Origin of the sequence: Oceanobacillus timonensis, from assembly GCF_900166635.1 — a bacterium.
GTDB lineage: Bacteria > Bacillota > Bacilli > Bacillales > Amphibacillaceae > Oceanobacillus > Oceanobacillus timonensis.
The window spans coordinates 1656091-1672893 of the sequence record NZ_LT800497.1; the positions used below are offsets into that span (position 1 = coordinate 1656091).

Annotated in this window: 14 protein-coding genes, 2 pseudogenes and 1 other annotated feature; of the genes and pseudogenes, 15 read left to right on the top strand and 1 reads right to left on the bottom strand. The window is 39.2% G+C overall.

From position 1 onward, the window contains the following. Positions 1-39 precede the first annotated feature (39 nt). Positions 40-2076, bottom strand: coding sequence for a copper-translocating P-type ATPase (locus tag B7E05_RS08055; RefSeq protein WP_080873721.1), 2037 nt, complete (start codon positions 2074-2076; stop codon positions 40-42). Positions 2077-2246: 170 nt separating this feature from the next. On the opposite strand from B7E05_RS08055, the gene B7E05_RS08060 reads away from it, so the two are divergent. The 15 genes and pseudogenes from B7E05_RS08060 (at position 2247) to B7E05_RS08125 (ending at position 16782) form a co-directional block, all read left to right on the top strand. Then, positions 2247-2465 carry a hypothetical protein gene (locus tag B7E05_RS08060; RefSeq protein WP_080873722.1) on the top strand — a complete coding sequence of 73 codons (219 nt, stop codon included), beginning with the start codon at positions 2247-2249 and terminating at the stop codon, positions 2463-2465. A gap of 161 nt (positions 2466-2626) precedes the next feature. Beyond that, positions 2627-3057: a binding site (T-box leader), on the top strand. Positions 3058-3121: 64 nt separating this feature from the next. After that, entirely contained in the window at positions 3122-4807 is a 1686-nt protein-coding gene (locus tag B7E05_RS08065) for a 2-isopropylmalate synthase (RefSeq protein ID WP_080873723.1), read from the top strand. Positions 4808-5023: 216 nt separating this feature from the next. Next, entirely contained in the window at positions 5024-6061 is a 1038-nt protein-coding gene (locus tag B7E05_RS08070; protein WP_245833029.1) for an NAD(P)-dependent oxidoreductase, read from the top strand. A gap of 194 nt (positions 6062-6255) precedes the next feature. Continuing rightward, positions 6256-6672 carry a DUF5367 family protein gene (locus B7E05_RS08075; RefSeq protein WP_080873724.1) on the top strand — a complete coding sequence of 139 codons (417 nt, stop codon included), beginning with the start codon at positions 6256-6258 and terminating at the stop codon, positions 6670-6672. A gap of 122 nt (positions 6673-6794) precedes the next feature. Next, positions 6795-7310: pseudogene (locus B7E05_RS21915) on the top strand (bifunctional transcriptional activator/DNA repair enzyme AdaA); the annotation flags it as partial. 45 nt (positions 7311-7355) lie between these two features. Then, positions 7356-7838, top strand: a pseudogene (locus B7E05_RS21920) (methylated-DNA--[protein]-cysteine S-methyltransferase); the annotation flags it as partial. Positions 7839-8023: 185 nt separating this feature from the next. Then, the gene (locus B7E05_RS08085; protein WP_080873726.1) at positions 8024-8833 is read left to right on the top strand and encodes a DUF817 domain-containing protein; all 810 of its coding nucleotides are present in this window, start codon (positions 8024-8026) and stop codon (positions 8831-8833) included. Between the two features lie 40 nt (positions 8834-8873). Continuing rightward, positions 8874-9356: a DUF2975 domain-containing protein gene (locus B7E05_RS08090; protein WP_080873727.1), complete on the top strand. Its 483-nt coding sequence runs from the start codon at positions 8874-8876 to the stop codon at positions 9354-9356. 9 nt (positions 9357-9365) lie between these two features. Then, positions 9366-9590: a helix-turn-helix domain-containing protein gene (locus B7E05_RS08095; RefSeq protein ID WP_080873728.1), complete on the top strand. Its 225-nt coding sequence runs from the start codon at positions 9366-9368 to the stop codon at positions 9588-9590. Positions 9591-9932: 342 nt separating this feature from the next. Next, positions 9933-11519 (top strand): PucR family transcriptional regulator, encoded by a 1587-nt coding sequence (locus B7E05_RS08100; protein WP_080873729.1) that lies wholly within the window; start codon positions 9933-9935, stop codon positions 11517-11519. 358 nt (positions 11520-11877) lie between these two features. After that, entirely contained in the window at positions 11878-12540 is a 663-nt protein-coding gene (locus B7E05_RS08105) for an aspartate/glutamate racemase family protein (RefSeq protein WP_080873730.1), read from the top strand. Next, complete coding sequence (locus B7E05_RS08110; RefSeq protein WP_080873731.1) at positions 12521-14089, top strand: OPT/YSL family transporter; 1569 nt, start codon at positions 12521-12523, stop codon at positions 14087-14089. Before B7E05_RS08105 ends, B7E05_RS08110 begins: the two co-directional genes overlap by 20 nt. Before the next feature lie 16 nt (positions 14090-14105). Further along, a complete protein-coding gene (locus B7E05_RS08115) occupies positions 14106-15155 on the top strand; it encodes an S-methyl thiohydantoin desulfurase family protein (protein ID WP_080873732.1) in 1050 nt (349 codons plus the stop codon). Between the two features lie 15 nt (positions 15156-15170). After that, the gene (locus B7E05_RS08120) at positions 15171-16106 is read left to right on the top strand and encodes a DUF1177 domain-containing protein (protein WP_080873733.1); all 936 of its coding nucleotides are present in this window, start codon (positions 15171-15173) and stop codon (positions 16104-16106) included. A 1-nt stretch (position 16107) separates the two neighbouring features. Continuing rightward, positions 16108-16782, top strand: a complete 675-nt coding sequence (locus B7E05_RS08125; protein WP_080873734.1) for an AroM family protein — start codon at positions 16108-16110, stop codon at positions 16780-16782. The last annotated feature ends 21 nt before the right edge of the window (positions 16783-16803 follow it).

Here is a 16803-nt window from a genome sequence, read left to right on the forward strand (position 1 = left end):
TTGCGTTTTTCAGTTTCCTATAAAAAAGAAACATTCTTTTTAGGATTTCTTCTTTTTTAACAACCTGGCGTTAAAAGCGACAATAATGGTACTTAGTGACATTAACACAGCGCCGACTGCCGGATCCATAACAATGCCCCAAGGAGCTAAAATACCTGCTGCTAATGGAATAGCAATAATGTTGTAGCCGGCTGCCCACCAGAGATTTTGAATCATTTTGCGATAGGTTAACCGGGAAAGTTCAATAATGGAAACAACATCAACCGGATTGCTGTTTACTAATACGATATCTGCTGTTTCCATCGCCACGTCTGTACCGGCACCGACTGCAACACCTAAGTCAGCAGTAGCTAAAGCAGGAGAGTCATTGATTCCGTCTCCAGTCATCGCTGTCCTTTTATTATTTGCTTGCAGTTGTTTGATCTGATCCGCTTTTTGATCAGGTAGAACTTCGGCAATTACATGATCAATGCCGATTTCTTTGGCCACACCATTTGCGACGGTTTGATTATCACCAGTCAGCATCTGTGCTTCGATACCGAGTTCATGCAAACGGCGTACCGCTTCTTTAGAAGAATCTTTGACCTGGTCGGCAAGTGCAATCATGCCAATGCATTGTTCTTCCTCTAAAACGAAAATAACGGTTTTTCCTGCGTCAGATAACCTATCCAAAGCGGCTGTATCATAAGCAATGTTGTTTTTATCCATATATCCGGGGCTTACAGCTAAATACCACGTATCTTCCAGTTTTGCTTTGATCCCGGCGCCGGTTATCGAATCAAATGTTTCCGGCTGTTTCAAGTCTATCTTCTGTTTCTTGGCAGAAGCCATGATACCGGCAGCTATTGGATGCTCCGACTGTGCTTCGATGGAAGCTGCTTTTTGTAAAAGCTCATCCTCGCTGATACTGCCATTAGGTACAATATCTGTTACAGCAAATTCCCCTTTGGTTAATGTCCCTGTTTTATCGAATACGACAGTATCGATTTTTCGTGCATCTTCAAAACCTGCACGATTACGGATAAACAGGCCATTTTGCGCTGACAGGTAAGTAGAACGGGCGACGACTAAAGGAATCGCCAATCCTAATGCGTGCGGACAGGAGATAACCAGAACTGTGACCATTCGTGTCATGGCTTCTTCCAGTCCATATCCTAAAGCTATCCAAACTACAAACGTAATAATACCAGCAGAGACAGCTACATAAAATAGTAATTTGGCAGCACGGTCAGAAAACACTTGTGTTTTTGATTTGCTTTCCTGCGCTTCTTTAACAAGCTGAACGACCTGTGAGAGATAGCCTTCTTCACTTGTTTTGGAAACCTCAATTGTCAAGGAACCAGATGTGTTGATGGAACCGCCGATGGCTTCATCTTTTACCTGCTTTTCAACAGGAATGGATTCACCGGTCAGCATCGATTCATCGATAGAAGATTTCCCATCTATAACAATACCGTCTGCTGGTATTTTTTCGCCGGGTTTTATCCGTACATGATCCCCTTTTTGAAGCTCTGAAACATGAACAACCTCTGTATTACCCGCCTGGTCGATTTTGGTTGCTTCCTGTGGCATCAGTTCCACTAAAGATTCCATGGAATCAGAGGCTTTGCTGACTGATTTCATTTCCACCCAATGACCCAGTAGCATAATCGCAATCAGTGTTGCCAGTTCCCAGAATAAATCATGCCCCTCCAGGCCGAGGACAGTTGCTGCACTGTAAACATAAGCTACAGTGATTGCAAAACCGATTAATGTCATCATTCCTGGCGATTTTTGTTTCAATTCATCAATAGCGCCTGTTAAAAATGGCCAGCCGCCATAGAAGAAAATAAGGCTGGCTAGAATCAGCTCTATCCAACTATCCCCGGTAAATGAGAGATTGTAGTTGAAAAACGACTGAATCATATCAGAAAGCAGAATAATTGGCACGGCCAAGACAAGCGAAATGTAGAAACGTTTTTTAAAGTCTGCAATCATATGCTCGTGATGATGCTCATGCGAATGTGAACGATGGTCTTCATGATGATGTCCATGATTAGGTTGTTGTGTATCGTGATGTTGGTGTTGTTCATGCATTTGTCATTCACTCCTTTCTTATTTCTATTAGTAATATACCCCTTATAGGTATGTGAAAAACATGAAATTGTCCATTTTGATGACGAGGCTTATACAAGCAAACAAAAGAACAATATTATGATATAATTGACCATATAGAAAGCAATTATCAAGAAGGGAGCGAATTGGCAATGACTTTAGCAGAGATTTTTCGGAATGAAGGAAAAGAAGAAGGGAAAGCAGAAGCACTAGCTAATACAACCATTCGATTAATCACCAAGTTTGTAGCTCCGCTTGCAGAAGATATCAAGAAACAGATATACGAACAGGAAATAAGCACATTGGAAATAATCATCGATCATATTGATGAATTGGAAACAATAGAAGACGTCAAACAATATTTGAAATAGAAAGGAACGGAAATACGGAAATATAATGGAGATTTTTAAATACAGAAGCAAGTGATATAAAGCTGATATGTTTAATATGAATGGGGAAGTGCCGAAAATTTTTTGAAATTCCCCCTTCCCATTCTCTGATAAATCTGATAAGATAGTGAAAATATCAAAATAGGAATGCAAGGATAAGGAGTAGTACTTGTCTGACTTGTTTGCAGAAAGTTGCTGGCGGATGAAAAGCAATAACAAGGAAGCAGGGAACTCACCTTTTGAGCAGCCTTAGTGAAACCAAGAGTAAAAGAGAGTAATTAAGGACGGAACCCCGCCGTTACACGGGAAGGATATAAGTGCGTGTTCAAAAAGACCGATAAATAGGACCAAGAAGTTCAAGGCGACGAGATTTTTACGAACGGAGCGTATGCTTTATAATACGTGAGTATCGGAAAAATCTCGTCAACGCAGAAATTCGCCGTGTCATTTTTATTGGACTTTTTGAACATCCTCTATAAGATAAATTTGTCTGTATCCGGATAAGTGCATGGTAATATATGATTATCATGAAACCGGGGTGGTACCGCGTAAGCATAAGTCTTTCGTCTCCAAGCAATCTACATTGCTGGAGAAGGAAGGCTTTTTTTAATTGCATTTAATCTGAGGAGGAATGAAACATGTTTAATCATCAAAAATACGGAAAACAATATTTTATGCCGCCGACTGTTTCGCACGACTGGGTCAAGAAAGAAACCTTAGAGAAGGCACCGGCATGGTGCAGTGTAGACCTGCGGGACGGGAATCAGGCACTGCCGATTCCAATGAATTTAGAAGAAAAACTGGCGATGTTTCAGCTGTTAGTAGATATTGGATTTAAAGAAATTGAAGTTGGATTTCCGGCTGCTTCCGATACCGAGTTTACATTGGTGCGAACGCTGATTGACAACAATATGATTCCGGATGATGTAACCATTATGGTGATTACGCAGGCGAGGGAACATATTATCCGTCGGACCTTTGAAGCCATTGAAGGGGCGCCGAAAGCCATTGTACACTTATATAATTCAACGTCAGAGGCACAGCGCAGACAGGTATTTAAGAAATCTAAAGATGAAATTAAACAGATTGCTTTAGACGGAGCTGTTTTAGTACAGGAGCTGGCTGAACAGACAGAGGGGAATTTCTATTTTCAATATAGTCCGGAAAGTTTTTCGGGCACAGAGGTCGATTATGCATTAGATATTTGCAACAGTGTACTGGATATTTGGAAGCCGGCATCCGATCATAAAGCGATTATTAATATTCCGGCAACCGTGGAAGTTGCGATGCCGCATATTTTCGCCAGTCAAATCGAATATATTCATAAAAATCTCTCCTATCGCGATGGGGTTGTTTTATCCATTCACCCGCATAATGACCGGGGAAGCGGTGTGAGTGATGCAGAATTCGGCGTGCTCGCAGGAGCAGAACGCGTGGAAGGTACGTTATTTGGTATCGGCGAGCGGACCGGCAATGTGGATTTGATTACTTTAGCGATGAATATGTATTCGCAAGGGTTTGATCCGGAATTGGATTTCAGCCAGATGAATGCGATTCGTGAAAAGTATGAAAAGCTGACCAGAACAGAAGTGCATGAAAGACATCCTTATTCCGGCGATCTTGTTTTCACAGCATTTTCTGGTTCGCATCAGGATGCCATCTCCAAAGGAATGAAATATCGTCAGGAAAATGAAGTGGAAGAATGGGATATTCCATATATTCCAGTGGATCCGGGAGACATTGGAAGAAATTATCAAACGGATGTTATTCGAGTCAACAGCCAGTCCGGAAAAGGCGGTATCGGCTATATCCTTGAAACAAACTTTGGCGTGAAGCTCCCGTATAAAATGAATGAAGCGATGGGATATGCCACGAAAGAAGTATCGGATCAAACCAGCAGAGAGCTGGCTGCTGAAGAAATTTATCAGGTATTCAGAGAGAATTATGTAGACTACCATCCGTATTTTGAACTTGTGAATTACCATTTTAATAAAGGAAACGGGCAGGAAGTTACGTTAACTATCCAAACAGAGGAGGAGCAAGTCGAATTGCAAGGAAATGGCGCCGGAAGTCTGGATGCCATCAGCAATGCATTAAAAGCTTACTTTAACATGGACTATGCTTTAGAAGTTTATGAGCAGCAATCGTTAGGTAAAGATTCTTCTGCAGAAGCCTGTGCACAGATTGGTATTTCTCATCAAGGAGCAATTTATTGGGGTGCAGGTATTCATGAGGATATTACCGCAGCATCTATTTACGCTTTAGTAGTGGCGGTAAATAGACTGGAGGACGCCTTGATCAGCCAAAAAGAAACGGTGAAGTAATGTAATAAAACGTTTAGAAAATTTTCCTATCAAGGAAAGCCTCCTTTTTCAATTTCTGTTGAGAAAGGGGGCTTTTTTATGTCGTGACACGGCGGATAAGCAATCCTTAAGAGGAAATAATATGTAATCTCATAATAAAAGGATACGTTTTAAGCTGTTCTATTCATTTCTATTGTTTCTATAATGCCTGAACAGGGTATACAAAAAGAGAGTCTTATGAAAGATGGCGGCGTAAATTATTTAAAAATGGATACAGTAACATTTGACAGGGATAACAAGGAAGGAATGAATGAAATGTTAGTAAAATTATTAGAACCATTAAATGTTCCAGATGCACTGATTGAGAAATTAGCAGAACCGATTAAACAGAAAGGACATGCATTTACTTACTATAATGAAAAAACAACGGATACTAATGAACTGGCAAAACGCAGTAAAGACGCAGACGTTGTGATGATTGCCAATAATCCGTATCCCACCGAAGTAATTGACCAAAGTGAGAATTTAAAATTAATTAATGTTGCTTTTACAGGCGTGGATCATGTAGGGATAGCAGGTGCAAAAAATCAGGATATTCTGGTATGTAACGCCGCCGGGTATGCAAACCAGGCAGTAGCTGAATTAACCATTGGCCTGGTGATGGATTTATATCGTCATATCACACAAGGAAATGAAGATATCCGCGCAACAAAATATTCTGGAGCTTTTCAAGGGAAGGAAATTAAAGGAAAAACAGTCGGTATCATCGGTACAGGAAAAATAGGTATCGAGGTTGCGCGTTTATTTAAAGCTTTTGGTGCAAAATTAGTGGCCTCCAATCAGGCCAGTATTAATCCGGAAGCAGTGGATTTGGGTGTAGAGTATATGGATTTAGATGATATGATGACGCAATTGGATATTGTAACTCTACACGTGCCATCTATACCTAGTACCCAAGGGTTAATCTCGAAAGAAAAACTGGATTTAATGAAAGAATCCGCCGTTTTAATCAACTGTGCAAGAGGACCGATTGTGGATAATGATGCCCTTGCAGATGCGTTGAACAATGGTAAAATTGCAGGAGCTGGTATTGATGTGTTTGATATGGAACCGCCAATTCCAGACGATTATAAACTATTGCATGCAAAAAATGCGATATTAACGCCGCATGTCGGCTTTTTAACGGATGAGGCAATGGAATTACGTGCGGAAGTGGCGTTTGAAAATACGCTGGCATTTTTAGACGGGAATCCTCAGAATGTAATGAAGCGGTAATGTTTTGAAAAATAGCTGTGCGATAAAAAATAATATGCACTTGTTTTTCTTCATTTTAAATAGGGATGGTATAATGCTGGTAGGAGGGCATGATATCATCCCTTTTTTGTAGTTTGTTCATCAGGAAGTTATCAGAAATTTGTACAGAGTTATAGATACAGTTACGTAATGTAAGTAAGCGAGGAGGCAATGGAATGAAAACCTATTTGTTCACAGCAGCATGGGGTGTTATCGTCTGGGGAGCTGCTACATTATTTTTCCGAATTTTTGGAGAAAAAGTTCTGTTTCCACCTGGTACGGATGCATTTACATATAGTTCCGCAATGCTTCTAGTTGGAACAGCCATCCTATTAATGTTGGTCGTCTATCTCTATACCTTATTTGATAAAAAAGATTATGCAGCGATCCGATTTGGAATTGTAGGAACGATGATTGGTTTAGTACTGGATAGCTTTGTTTTTTCAAATTATCAAATAATCTATCCGAACTTAAACGAGACACAGGTTATTGCTTTTTCATCCTGGATGTCTTTTGCTTATGCCTTGTATTTAGTCATTCCCTTTTTGTTTCAGCAGAAAGTCAGGCAAAAACAAGTTGTAAGAGGAAAGTAGAAGCTTTCATATCTTGCTTTTTAATTAGATGCCTCTTTATTTCTTATCTTTCAGGTGTACAATGAAAGTAGAGGTGATTGCTAGTGAATCCAAACATCACAGCGGAGCAGCGAAAAGCAATTATGGAAAATGATAAAGCATATGATGGGCAGTTCTTTTATGCGGTGAAAACAACAAAAATCTTTTGCCGCCCTTCTTGTAAATCAAGAGTTCCCAACTTTGATAATGTCACGATTTTTAGAAAAGCAGAAGATGCTTTGCAGGCTGGGTATAGACCATGTAAGAGATGTAAATCTGGAGGAAGCAGCTTGCCGGATGAAGAATGGGTTTTGCAGGCGGGAAATTATATCAGAGAAAATTATGCAACGTCTTTAACCTTAAACGAGCTTGCAGAAGCAGTTCATGGCAGTCCTTATCACTTGCATCGCGTGTTTAAAAGATGGAGAGGAATAACTCCTTTGGCTTATTTGCAGCAAATAAGGCTGGAGAAAGCAAAGGATTTTTTAATAAAAACGAATTTATCTGTTAAGGAAATTAGTCAGCTTGTAGGAATAACAAATCCAACTCGCTTTACAACCCTATTTAAAGAAAAGAATCATCTAACACCTCGTCAATTCAGAAAAGCGAACAGGGAGAAGGTATCTGAAATGAAGAATAACCACGAAGAAACAATATATTATGGAAAATTAGAGCATAACGGCTGGTCGTTCTATCTGGCGGCAACCGATAAAGGGCTATGCTATGTTGGATCTCAAAAGAAAGAAATAGATGAGATAGAAAGCTGGGCTGAGAAAAAAAGAGCAGGTGCAGAATTGGTACATGATGAACAGAAAATCAATGCTTATAAGGAGCAGCTGATTTCTTATTTGGACGGAGAAAGAACACAATTTGATGTACCGATCGATTTAAAAGGTACTGCATTTCAAGAAACCGTTTGGGAAGCACTGCAAAACATTCCTTATGGGAAGACCGTTTCTTATATGGATATAGCGGAAAAAATAGAAAAGCCCAAAGCTGTCAGAGCTGTTGGTGCAGCAATCGGCGCCAATCCAGTAATGATTCTCGTTCCATGTCATCGTGTGATAGCAAAGGATGGTAAGCTGACAGGATTTCGCGGTGGTATTTCGATGAAGGAAGGGCTCTTAGCATTGGAGAAAAAGGCATAATTGCACTTAAAAATAAAATCTATAAAAGATGAAGGCTAAATCGAATTGGTTTAGTCTTTTTTTATGTATCGAAAATAATCACAACCATATTTTTATCTATTTTTAATAATTATTTATTGATTTTCGATAAAATTATATCTATAATCAATATTAGTATTATGAAATTAAAAATGGAGACTAAAAAAATGAAAGCAATCAAACAACTTATTCGATTCGGCTATGAACAAGCATTATCCTGTGTTTTTCCGGTAATTATTTTTGCGTCTTTAGCTATAACAAAGTTTATCGAACTTCCTTTCTTATCAAGATATGATTGGTTATTAATCATCTGTTTACTGACACAGGTTTTTATGATCATATCTGGATTGGAAACAAAAAAAGAGCTGGTAGTTATCACATTATTTCATATCATCGGGTTGAACTTAGAAATCTTTAAGGTGAATATGGGTTCATGGGTGTACCCGGAAGAAGCATATACGAAAGTTTTTGGAGTTCCGTTATACAGCGGGTTTATGTACGCAAGTGTAGCCAGCTATTTGTGCCAGGCATGGAGAAGGCTGGATGTAAGGCTGGTAAAATGGCCATCTATTCTTTTAGCGGGTCCGCTCGCAGCTGCGATTTATTTGAACTTCTTTACCCATCATTACTGGCTGGATATACGGTGGTGGCTATCTGCATTGGTCATTATTGTTTTCTTTAGAGCGCATGTGGATTATAAAGTTGGTAATCAACGTTATCGTATGCCTATTATCCTTTCTTTTTTCCTGATTGGATTCTTTATTTGGATCGCTGAAAATATAGCAACTTTCTTCCAGGCATGGGAATATCCGAATCAGGCGGAAATGTGGAGTATGGTCCATCTGGGAAAAGTAAGCTCCTGGCTGTTATTAGTCATTGTCAGTTTTTTAATTGTGGCGATGTTAAAGCAATCGCAGGCGAAAATAGAAGGAATGCTGGATAGAAGTAATCAAGATATTGTCAGAAGTAAAAGTTAATGAAACATGAAATATTGCATTTATCAATGAGGTGATAGTTATGCCAAAAAGTTCAACAGTATTTTTAAAAACAGTCGTTTATTTAATGGGGTTACTTATATTTGTATTGAGTATCTTCCTGATTCCGCAATTCATAAACAACATTTCGGATGGGCCGTCTATGGTAAAATGGGTAATCTACCCGATAATCATCGGATTTCTTTTAACAACGATTCCTTATTATATGGCGCTTTATCAGGCTTTACGACTATTAAAGTTAATTGACAAGAACGATGCCTTTTCAGAATCCGCCGTTTTCACATTAAAAAAGATTAAGCAATATGCGCTGATTATTACAGGTATTTATATTGTTATGATGCCATTTATTTATATCTTTGCAGAGAAAGATGATGCTCCAGGAGCTATCATTATTGGCTTTGTTCCAATGTTTGCATCCTTTGTGATTGCCGTATTTGCATCGGTATTGCAGAAAATCTTGAAGAATGCACTCGATATTAAAACAGAAAATGATTTAACGGTGTGAGGTGAGCGTATGGCAATTATGATTCATATGGATGTTATGCTGGCAAAACGAAAAATGAGCGTGACGGAATTGACCGATAAGGTTGGAATAACGATGGCGAATCTCTCTATCTTAAAAAATGGAAAAGCAAAAGCAATCCGTTTTTCGACGTTGGAAAAGATATGCGAGGCTTTGGAATGCCAGCCTGGAGATATTTTAGAGTATGTCCCGGATGCGGAAGAAGGAGAAACGTAAAATGTTCCCTGAAGCTTTATCACAGTGATTAATGGATACTGTATAAATCGAAGAAGTGAAGTATCGATTAACATCCAAACTCCTTCATATTAAAAGAAAAATAATAAGTATAGGAATTGTCTCAAAGGATCAATTTTACGGTGACTCTCTCCTAAGACACGAACAGCCATTAACCCTAAAATTTTCGAGGTTCATGGCTGTTTTTAATTGATGTAAATGGTGACAGTATTTGACTTCAAATATTGTAAAGGGTAAGATACTGTAATATCCTGTTCAGATAGTAAACCAATAATTTGTTTTAAAAATCATAAGTGAGATTAGGAAACAGTAAGGAGTACGTTTATGAGAATAGCAGATGCATTAAAAATTGGAGAGTTATCAGCAGGAACACTAATTACAGGACATGAAGGATTAAACAATATAATTAATTCGGTTGAAGTAATGGAGGTTCCTGAAGTATTGGATTGGGTGACACCTGGTATATTGATTATGACTACTTTCTATTCGATTAAGGATGATGAAGAAAAACAAATTGACATTGTCCAAACGTTAATTGAAAAAGGTGCATCTGGGATTGTGGTCAAGCTTGGAAGATTTATTCATGAGCTTCCGGAAAAAATGATCGAATTGGCAGATAAAAGAGATTTTCCGATTATATCCATTCCAAAGAATATTTCTTATATAAATATATTGATGCCTCTATATGAAAAATTATATGAAGAGAAACAACTGCAGATTCAAACACATCATCCATTTTTTAAACTGGAGGAATCAAGTTTTACCTCCATGGAGCAAGCAATTGAAAACATTGCGGAAATCGTGAATGCTTCCGTTTACGTGGAGGATCTGGAAGGGAAGCTTTTGTATCGCTCTGCCAATTTTAAAACGGATGGATGGAGAAAATCGAGCGCTCTGTTTTCTTCACCGCAAGTTACTTCTTATTTAAAAATGATTGAAGAATGGATTAGAGAATTCAACGATAAGTCATTTATTATTTATAAAATGCAAGGGTATAAGAACAAAATGTTAATCCCTTTAGTTTCTAAGAATCAAGTTTTTGGTATTATTCATGTACTCTATGCAGATGAAAAATTAGCCGAAATAGATGCTGTCACGATGAAGAAAATGAGTAATAAATTGAGTGAACTATTTCTGAGTGATCAAATTTATTATCAAAAACATCGACTATACGAAATGGAGTTAATGGAATCTTATTTACATGATGTGAAGGACAATGAAGATAAGGGGATAACCATTGTGCACTTTCAAGCACCGTGGATAACACAGGCAAACCAGCCGGAAAATGTATTCGTGGATGCTTCCTGTCTAGTCAGAAAAGAGCTGGATGTCTTGTTGAATCAATTTGAATGTGGGAAAACATTTATCTTTGAAAAACATAATCATTTTTATGCTTTTCATTATGGGGACAAGGCTGATTATCCAATGGTTGTGAAAGCGTGGCAACAGCTGGTCATGCAATATAACGCAGGAAACAGCGCAGAAACGATTCGTCTTTCAATTAGTCCTTGCATATCGGATGGTCAAAATTTCGATCAGGCGCTTCACTCCGTTACAAAAATGATGGAAATAGGGAAAAAGGTAAAACCGGAAGAAAATGTCTATCTCCATGACCAATTAGGAATTTATGAGATATTGATTCATTTAACTTCAGAGGATGTTGTACAAAAATATACGGATACGGTCTTATCTCCATTGCTCCGGGAAGAAAATGATGAGTTACTCCAAACATTAATCGTTTATTTGGATAATAACGGGAACATATCGAAAACCTCTGAAAAATTATTCATTCATCGTCGTACATTAAATTACCGGATAAATAAAATTGAAGAGGCATTAAATATGGATATTAGTAACCCGGAGGCTGGTTTTATTTTACGTTTTTGTTTGAAAATAAAGGAATTATCTTGAAAAAAGAAGCGCTAGAGATTTTGTAATGATAGAGTGGACTTTATTCTGTAGAAATTTTTGTATTCACTGAATATTGGCAGCGGTTTGTTAAAATATTGAAAAAATGACAGAATCCGAGCAATCCTCAAATTCTATGAGCAGAGTTTGAGGATTGTTTTATTTTGAAGTGAATAGGGAGTTCAACCCGTTTCACAACAGCTGGAACAAAGCATCCTTTTCATCATTTATAGAAAGCTATATGATAGATGCTTCCCGGGCCGTGGAAAAAGTGTGAAAATTTATTGCGCATATATTGCGCATTTTTAACATTCTAAAACATTTTATAACTCTTTATAATAGCCGGAAAGGAGATGAGGTAATGTTAGGAATTGTCAGAGTATTAACAACGGACGATGAAAATATTTTGATGGAGCATGGAAAAAGAATGAAAGAGCTGTATCATATTGCCTCAAAAACAAAATGTATCGGAGAACAGCCGAACGGTATATACGATAATGAATCGGAAGCAGAAGCGATACCGAAGATTATTTCTCTGGCGAAAGAACTATCTCAAGAAAGAGATATCGATGCCATTACTATCAGCTGTGCTGCAGATCCTGCATTAGATGAAGCTCGCTTGGAAACAGATATTCCAATCATCGGCGCAGGTGTCTCAGGTGCACATGCTGCCAGTATGGTCGGGAGTAAGGTTGGAATTATAGGGATAACGAAAGAACCTCCCGTAAGAATGAAAAAAGAGCTTGGAAGTCGTTTTCACGCTTATACTTCTTCATCAAAGCTTAGTAAAACAACAGATTTATTCAAAGCGAATGCAAAACAGGAATTACTGACACTTGTTCACCAGCAGATGGAATCAGGTGCAGATGTTATTTTATTTGCCTGTACGGGATTTTCAACTATTCGTTTAAAAGATTATTTACAGAAAAGAGTGAAAATTCCTGTGATTGATTTAGTCGAAGCGCAGGCGATAGCTTATCAGCTAATAGAAACGAGGGAAAAAGATGAAGAAGAAAACGTTTGATCCTACATTTATCATATTCTCTATTATTATCGCATTTTTAGGTGCCATTATTGGGATGCAATTAATTACATCCCTGGGGATCACTCCAAACACCTCTATTATCGGTGCTCTGATTGCGATGTTAATTGCGAGAATCCCGATGCAGATGTTTTATAAATATCGTACATTAGAAAATCAAAATTTGGTGCAAACGACGATATCTGCTGCAACCTTTGGCGCGGCAAACAGCTTATTGATTCCAATTGGATTGCCTTATGCGATGGGAGTTCCTGAGTTGATTATTCCTATGCTTATCGGTTCGGGTATTGCGCTTGCAATCGATGCTTTAATCCTATACAAGGTGTTTGATACAAAGCTATTTGGTTCAGATGAAGCGTGGCCTTCAGGAATAGCGACAGCAGAAGCCATTAAAGCAGGAGATGAAGGCGGAAAGAAAGCTAAATACTTAAGTTTGGGTATTCTTGGCGGGGTAATCGGTTCTTATTTTGGCATTTCGATGTCCGCCTTTGGTGTAGCCTTTATCGGTAATATTTGGGCACTTGCCATGTTTGGAATCGGCTTGTTGCTTATGGGATATTCTGATCCATTATTCGGAGTAGATTTAAATGCATATTATATTCCGCATGGCATGATGATCGGAGCAGGAAGTGTGGCACTTTTACAGTTTATTTTCATCCTTGTCAAATCGAGAAAGCAACAGCGGAATATGAAAGAAGAGACATCAGAGCATGTGTATACACGTACGGAAAAAGATATCAAAACGGGTTTTGGACTTGGTTATCTATTTTATGCTCTAGGTGCAGTGGTGGTTGCCATTTTAGGTGGAATCATGACAGATATGCCTCTATGGCAAATTGCAGTATTTGTTTTATTTGCTGCCCTTGCTGCCATCATCAGTGAAATGATTGTTGGTATTGCCGCTATGCACTCCGGATGGTTTCCAGCATTTGCAGTAACGCTGATTTTCTTATTAATCGGCATGATGATTGGATTTCCGCCGATTGCCCTTGCATTATTAACTGGATATACCGCTTCTACCGGACCTGCCTTTGCGGACTTGGGATTTGATTTGAAAACAGGTGTTATTTTACGAAAGGGAACAACGCTGGAGCAAGAATTATTTGGAAGAAAGCAACAGCTTAAAAGTGCGTTTATCGGATTTGGTGTTGCATTTGTCGTTGTTTTCTTATTCGCAGAGAGTTTCTTTGAACAAGGGCTCATTCCCCCTGTTGATGCCGTTTATGCAGCAACGATTGAATCTGGTCTGACTGGAAATGTTGGCATGCTGATATTACTATGGGCCATTCCTGGGGCAATTATCCAGCTTATTGGCGGTCCAAAACGTCAAATGGGAGTTTTATTTGCGACAGGCTTGTTGATTGTTAACCCGCTCGCCGGCTGGGCTGTTATCGCTGGACTGATTATCCGAATCGCGATTATCAAGCTTCGAGGCCAGGAGGCAGAAAATACAATGTATACGATGGCAGCCGGGTTTATTGCTGGTGATGCGATTTATAGTTTCTTTTCATCTATATGGAAAGCAAGATAATTAGGAGGATTGGACAATGGTTAGAAAAATGTTGACAAAAGAAGATGCAATTCGTGCTGTATATGGAGGATGTATTCTCGGCGGAGGTGGAGGCGGCTGGATCGCTGACGGCTTAGAAAAGGCGGACCTTGCTTTTGCTTTGGGAAAACCGGAGCTGATTACAGTCGATGAATTACAGGATAACGAATTTGTTGCTTGTGTTTCGTTAGTGGGAGCTCCATCTGCTGAAGAAATGTATGTAGATTCCGGGCAGTTGGTTGATACCGTCCATCGAATGAAGGCCGAGTTTAATCAGCCGATTGCAGCATTAATGACAAATGAAAATGGTGCTTCAACCACGATTAATGGCTGGCTGCAGGCGGCAGCATCTGGTTTGCCTGTAATAGACGCCCCTTCCAATGGAAGAGCGCATCCAACAGGTTCCATGGGGTCGATGAATCTTTCTGAAGTAGCGGATTATCAATCGATTCAAACCTTTGCTGGAGGGAAAGGCGATAAAGAAGTAGCTGGTTCTATTACAGGTACACTCGATCTTACTTCCAGTGCAGTCCGCTCCATCTCCGTGCAAGCTGGAGGCATGGTTGGTGTTTGCCGAAACCCGGTCGATACGCAGTATATGAAGGAAAACGCAGCAGTTGGGGCAATATCACAGGCAATGGAATTGGGAAATGAATTTTTATCTGTGCCGGAGGGTCCGGAACGCATTGAAAAAGCAGTAACGTACCTAAAAGGAAGAATTATTCATTCTGGTAAAGTGAATGAATTTCAATTGGATAAAACTGGCGGATTTGATGTCGGTTATGTGCGTATTGATGATTTAGAGCTTACTTTTTGGAATGAGTATATGACTGCAGAAAAGAATGGGGAGCGTAAAGGAACATTTCCTGATCTGATTATGACTTTCGATGTAGAGACGGGGAAACCGCTTGTCAGTGCAGAAATGAAAGAAGGCATCAAAATAGCTGTTATGTCTGTACCAAAAGAGAACTTACTTTTAAGCTCTACGATGTACAATCAGAAGTTATTAAAAGCGGTAGAGCCGATTATCAATAAATCTATTATCTAAGGAGCTGAAGAGAGAATGTCTTTAAAACAAACAATGGAAGTTATGGAATTATTAGATGATGCAAGTATTAATGGCGAAAAAATTGTAAAACTGTTCGATGAAATGAATTATTGCGATGCTAGTTTTGAGACAGTAACCGGGGAAACTGGTTCGACTGATTTCATTAAAGTAGTGATTAAAGGAACGAATGGAAAGGTAGACGGAGGGGATGCTCCTTCTCTAGGTATTGTTGGAAGATTGGGCGGACTTGGTGCACGTCCAAATCGTATCGGGTTTGTTTCTGATGGGGACGGTGCGGCCGCTGCAGTTACAACAGCTCTGAAACTAGCAACGATGGCTGAAAAAGGAGATCGTCTGCCTGGGGATATTTATATCACCACACATATTTGCCCAAATGCACCAACTCAACCGCATGAGCCTGTGGATTTTATGGGATCACCGGTGGATATTTTGACGATGAATCAATATGAAGTATTCCCAGAGATGGATGCAGTATTATCTATCGATACGACAAAAGGAAATAAAGTATTTAATCACCGGGGAATAGCATTGTCACCAACTGTGAAGTCGGGATATGTGTTAAAATTCAACGATGATTTAATAAGAATTATGGAAATGACAACGGGAGAATTACCAGTCACCTTTGCAGTCACCACACAGGACATTACCCCGTATGGGAATGATGTGTTCCATATTAACAGTATCCTCCAACCAGCAGTTGCGACTGATGCACCAGTTATTGGTGTAGCAATAACTGCGCAGACAGCTGTTCCAGGAAGCGGTACAGGGGCTAGTCATGAAGTGGATGTTGCACAGGCTGTCCGTTTCTCTATTGAGGTAGCCAAAGAATTTACTCAGAAGCAAATCGAATTCTATGATAAAGCAGAGTATAATCGTTTGGAAGAACTTTATGGATCGATGAAACATCTGCAAACATTAGGGAAAGCTTAAAATGGTAAATGGAAGTGTAGGCGTTCTAACAATCGGACAAGCTCCGCGTACAGATGTTACTCCTTCTATTCAGAGAATTCTTGGTCCAGAAATAGAAATCGTTGAAAGAGGAGCTTTGGATAGGCTCGATACGGATTCATTTCATACCGTTGCGCCGGATACTGCGGATACAACGTATATATCCAGGGTCAGAAACGGAGGCTCTGTAAAAATGGGAAAATCAAAACTTCTTCCACTGCTTCAGGAAGAAAGAGATACGTTGGAAGAACAGACAGATGTAATTATGATGCTTTGTACAGGAGATTTTCCAACTTTACAAGGGGCCAAGCCAATTATTTATCCAGACGTTGAGTTAAACAAAGCTGTCCGCGAGGTAATGCCGTCTGGAAATCTGGGGTTAATTATTCCATTAGAAGAGCAAAGAGATTCGCTGATTGAAAAGTGGAATCATCCGGAAATAAAAAAGCTTGTGGAAGTAGCTTCTCCTTATGAAAAAAGTGATATAGAAGGGGCTGCAAGAGCTTTAAAGAATCAGGGGGCGGATTTGATTGTCCTTGATTGTATGGGGTACAATGAAAAGCATGAAGAAAGAGCGATGAATGCAAGTGGATTAAGCGTATTTCTGCCAAGAAAAGTTGCTGCTTATGCAGCGAAAGCATATTTAAATAAATTATAATTTTAAGGCATAGAAAGAAGG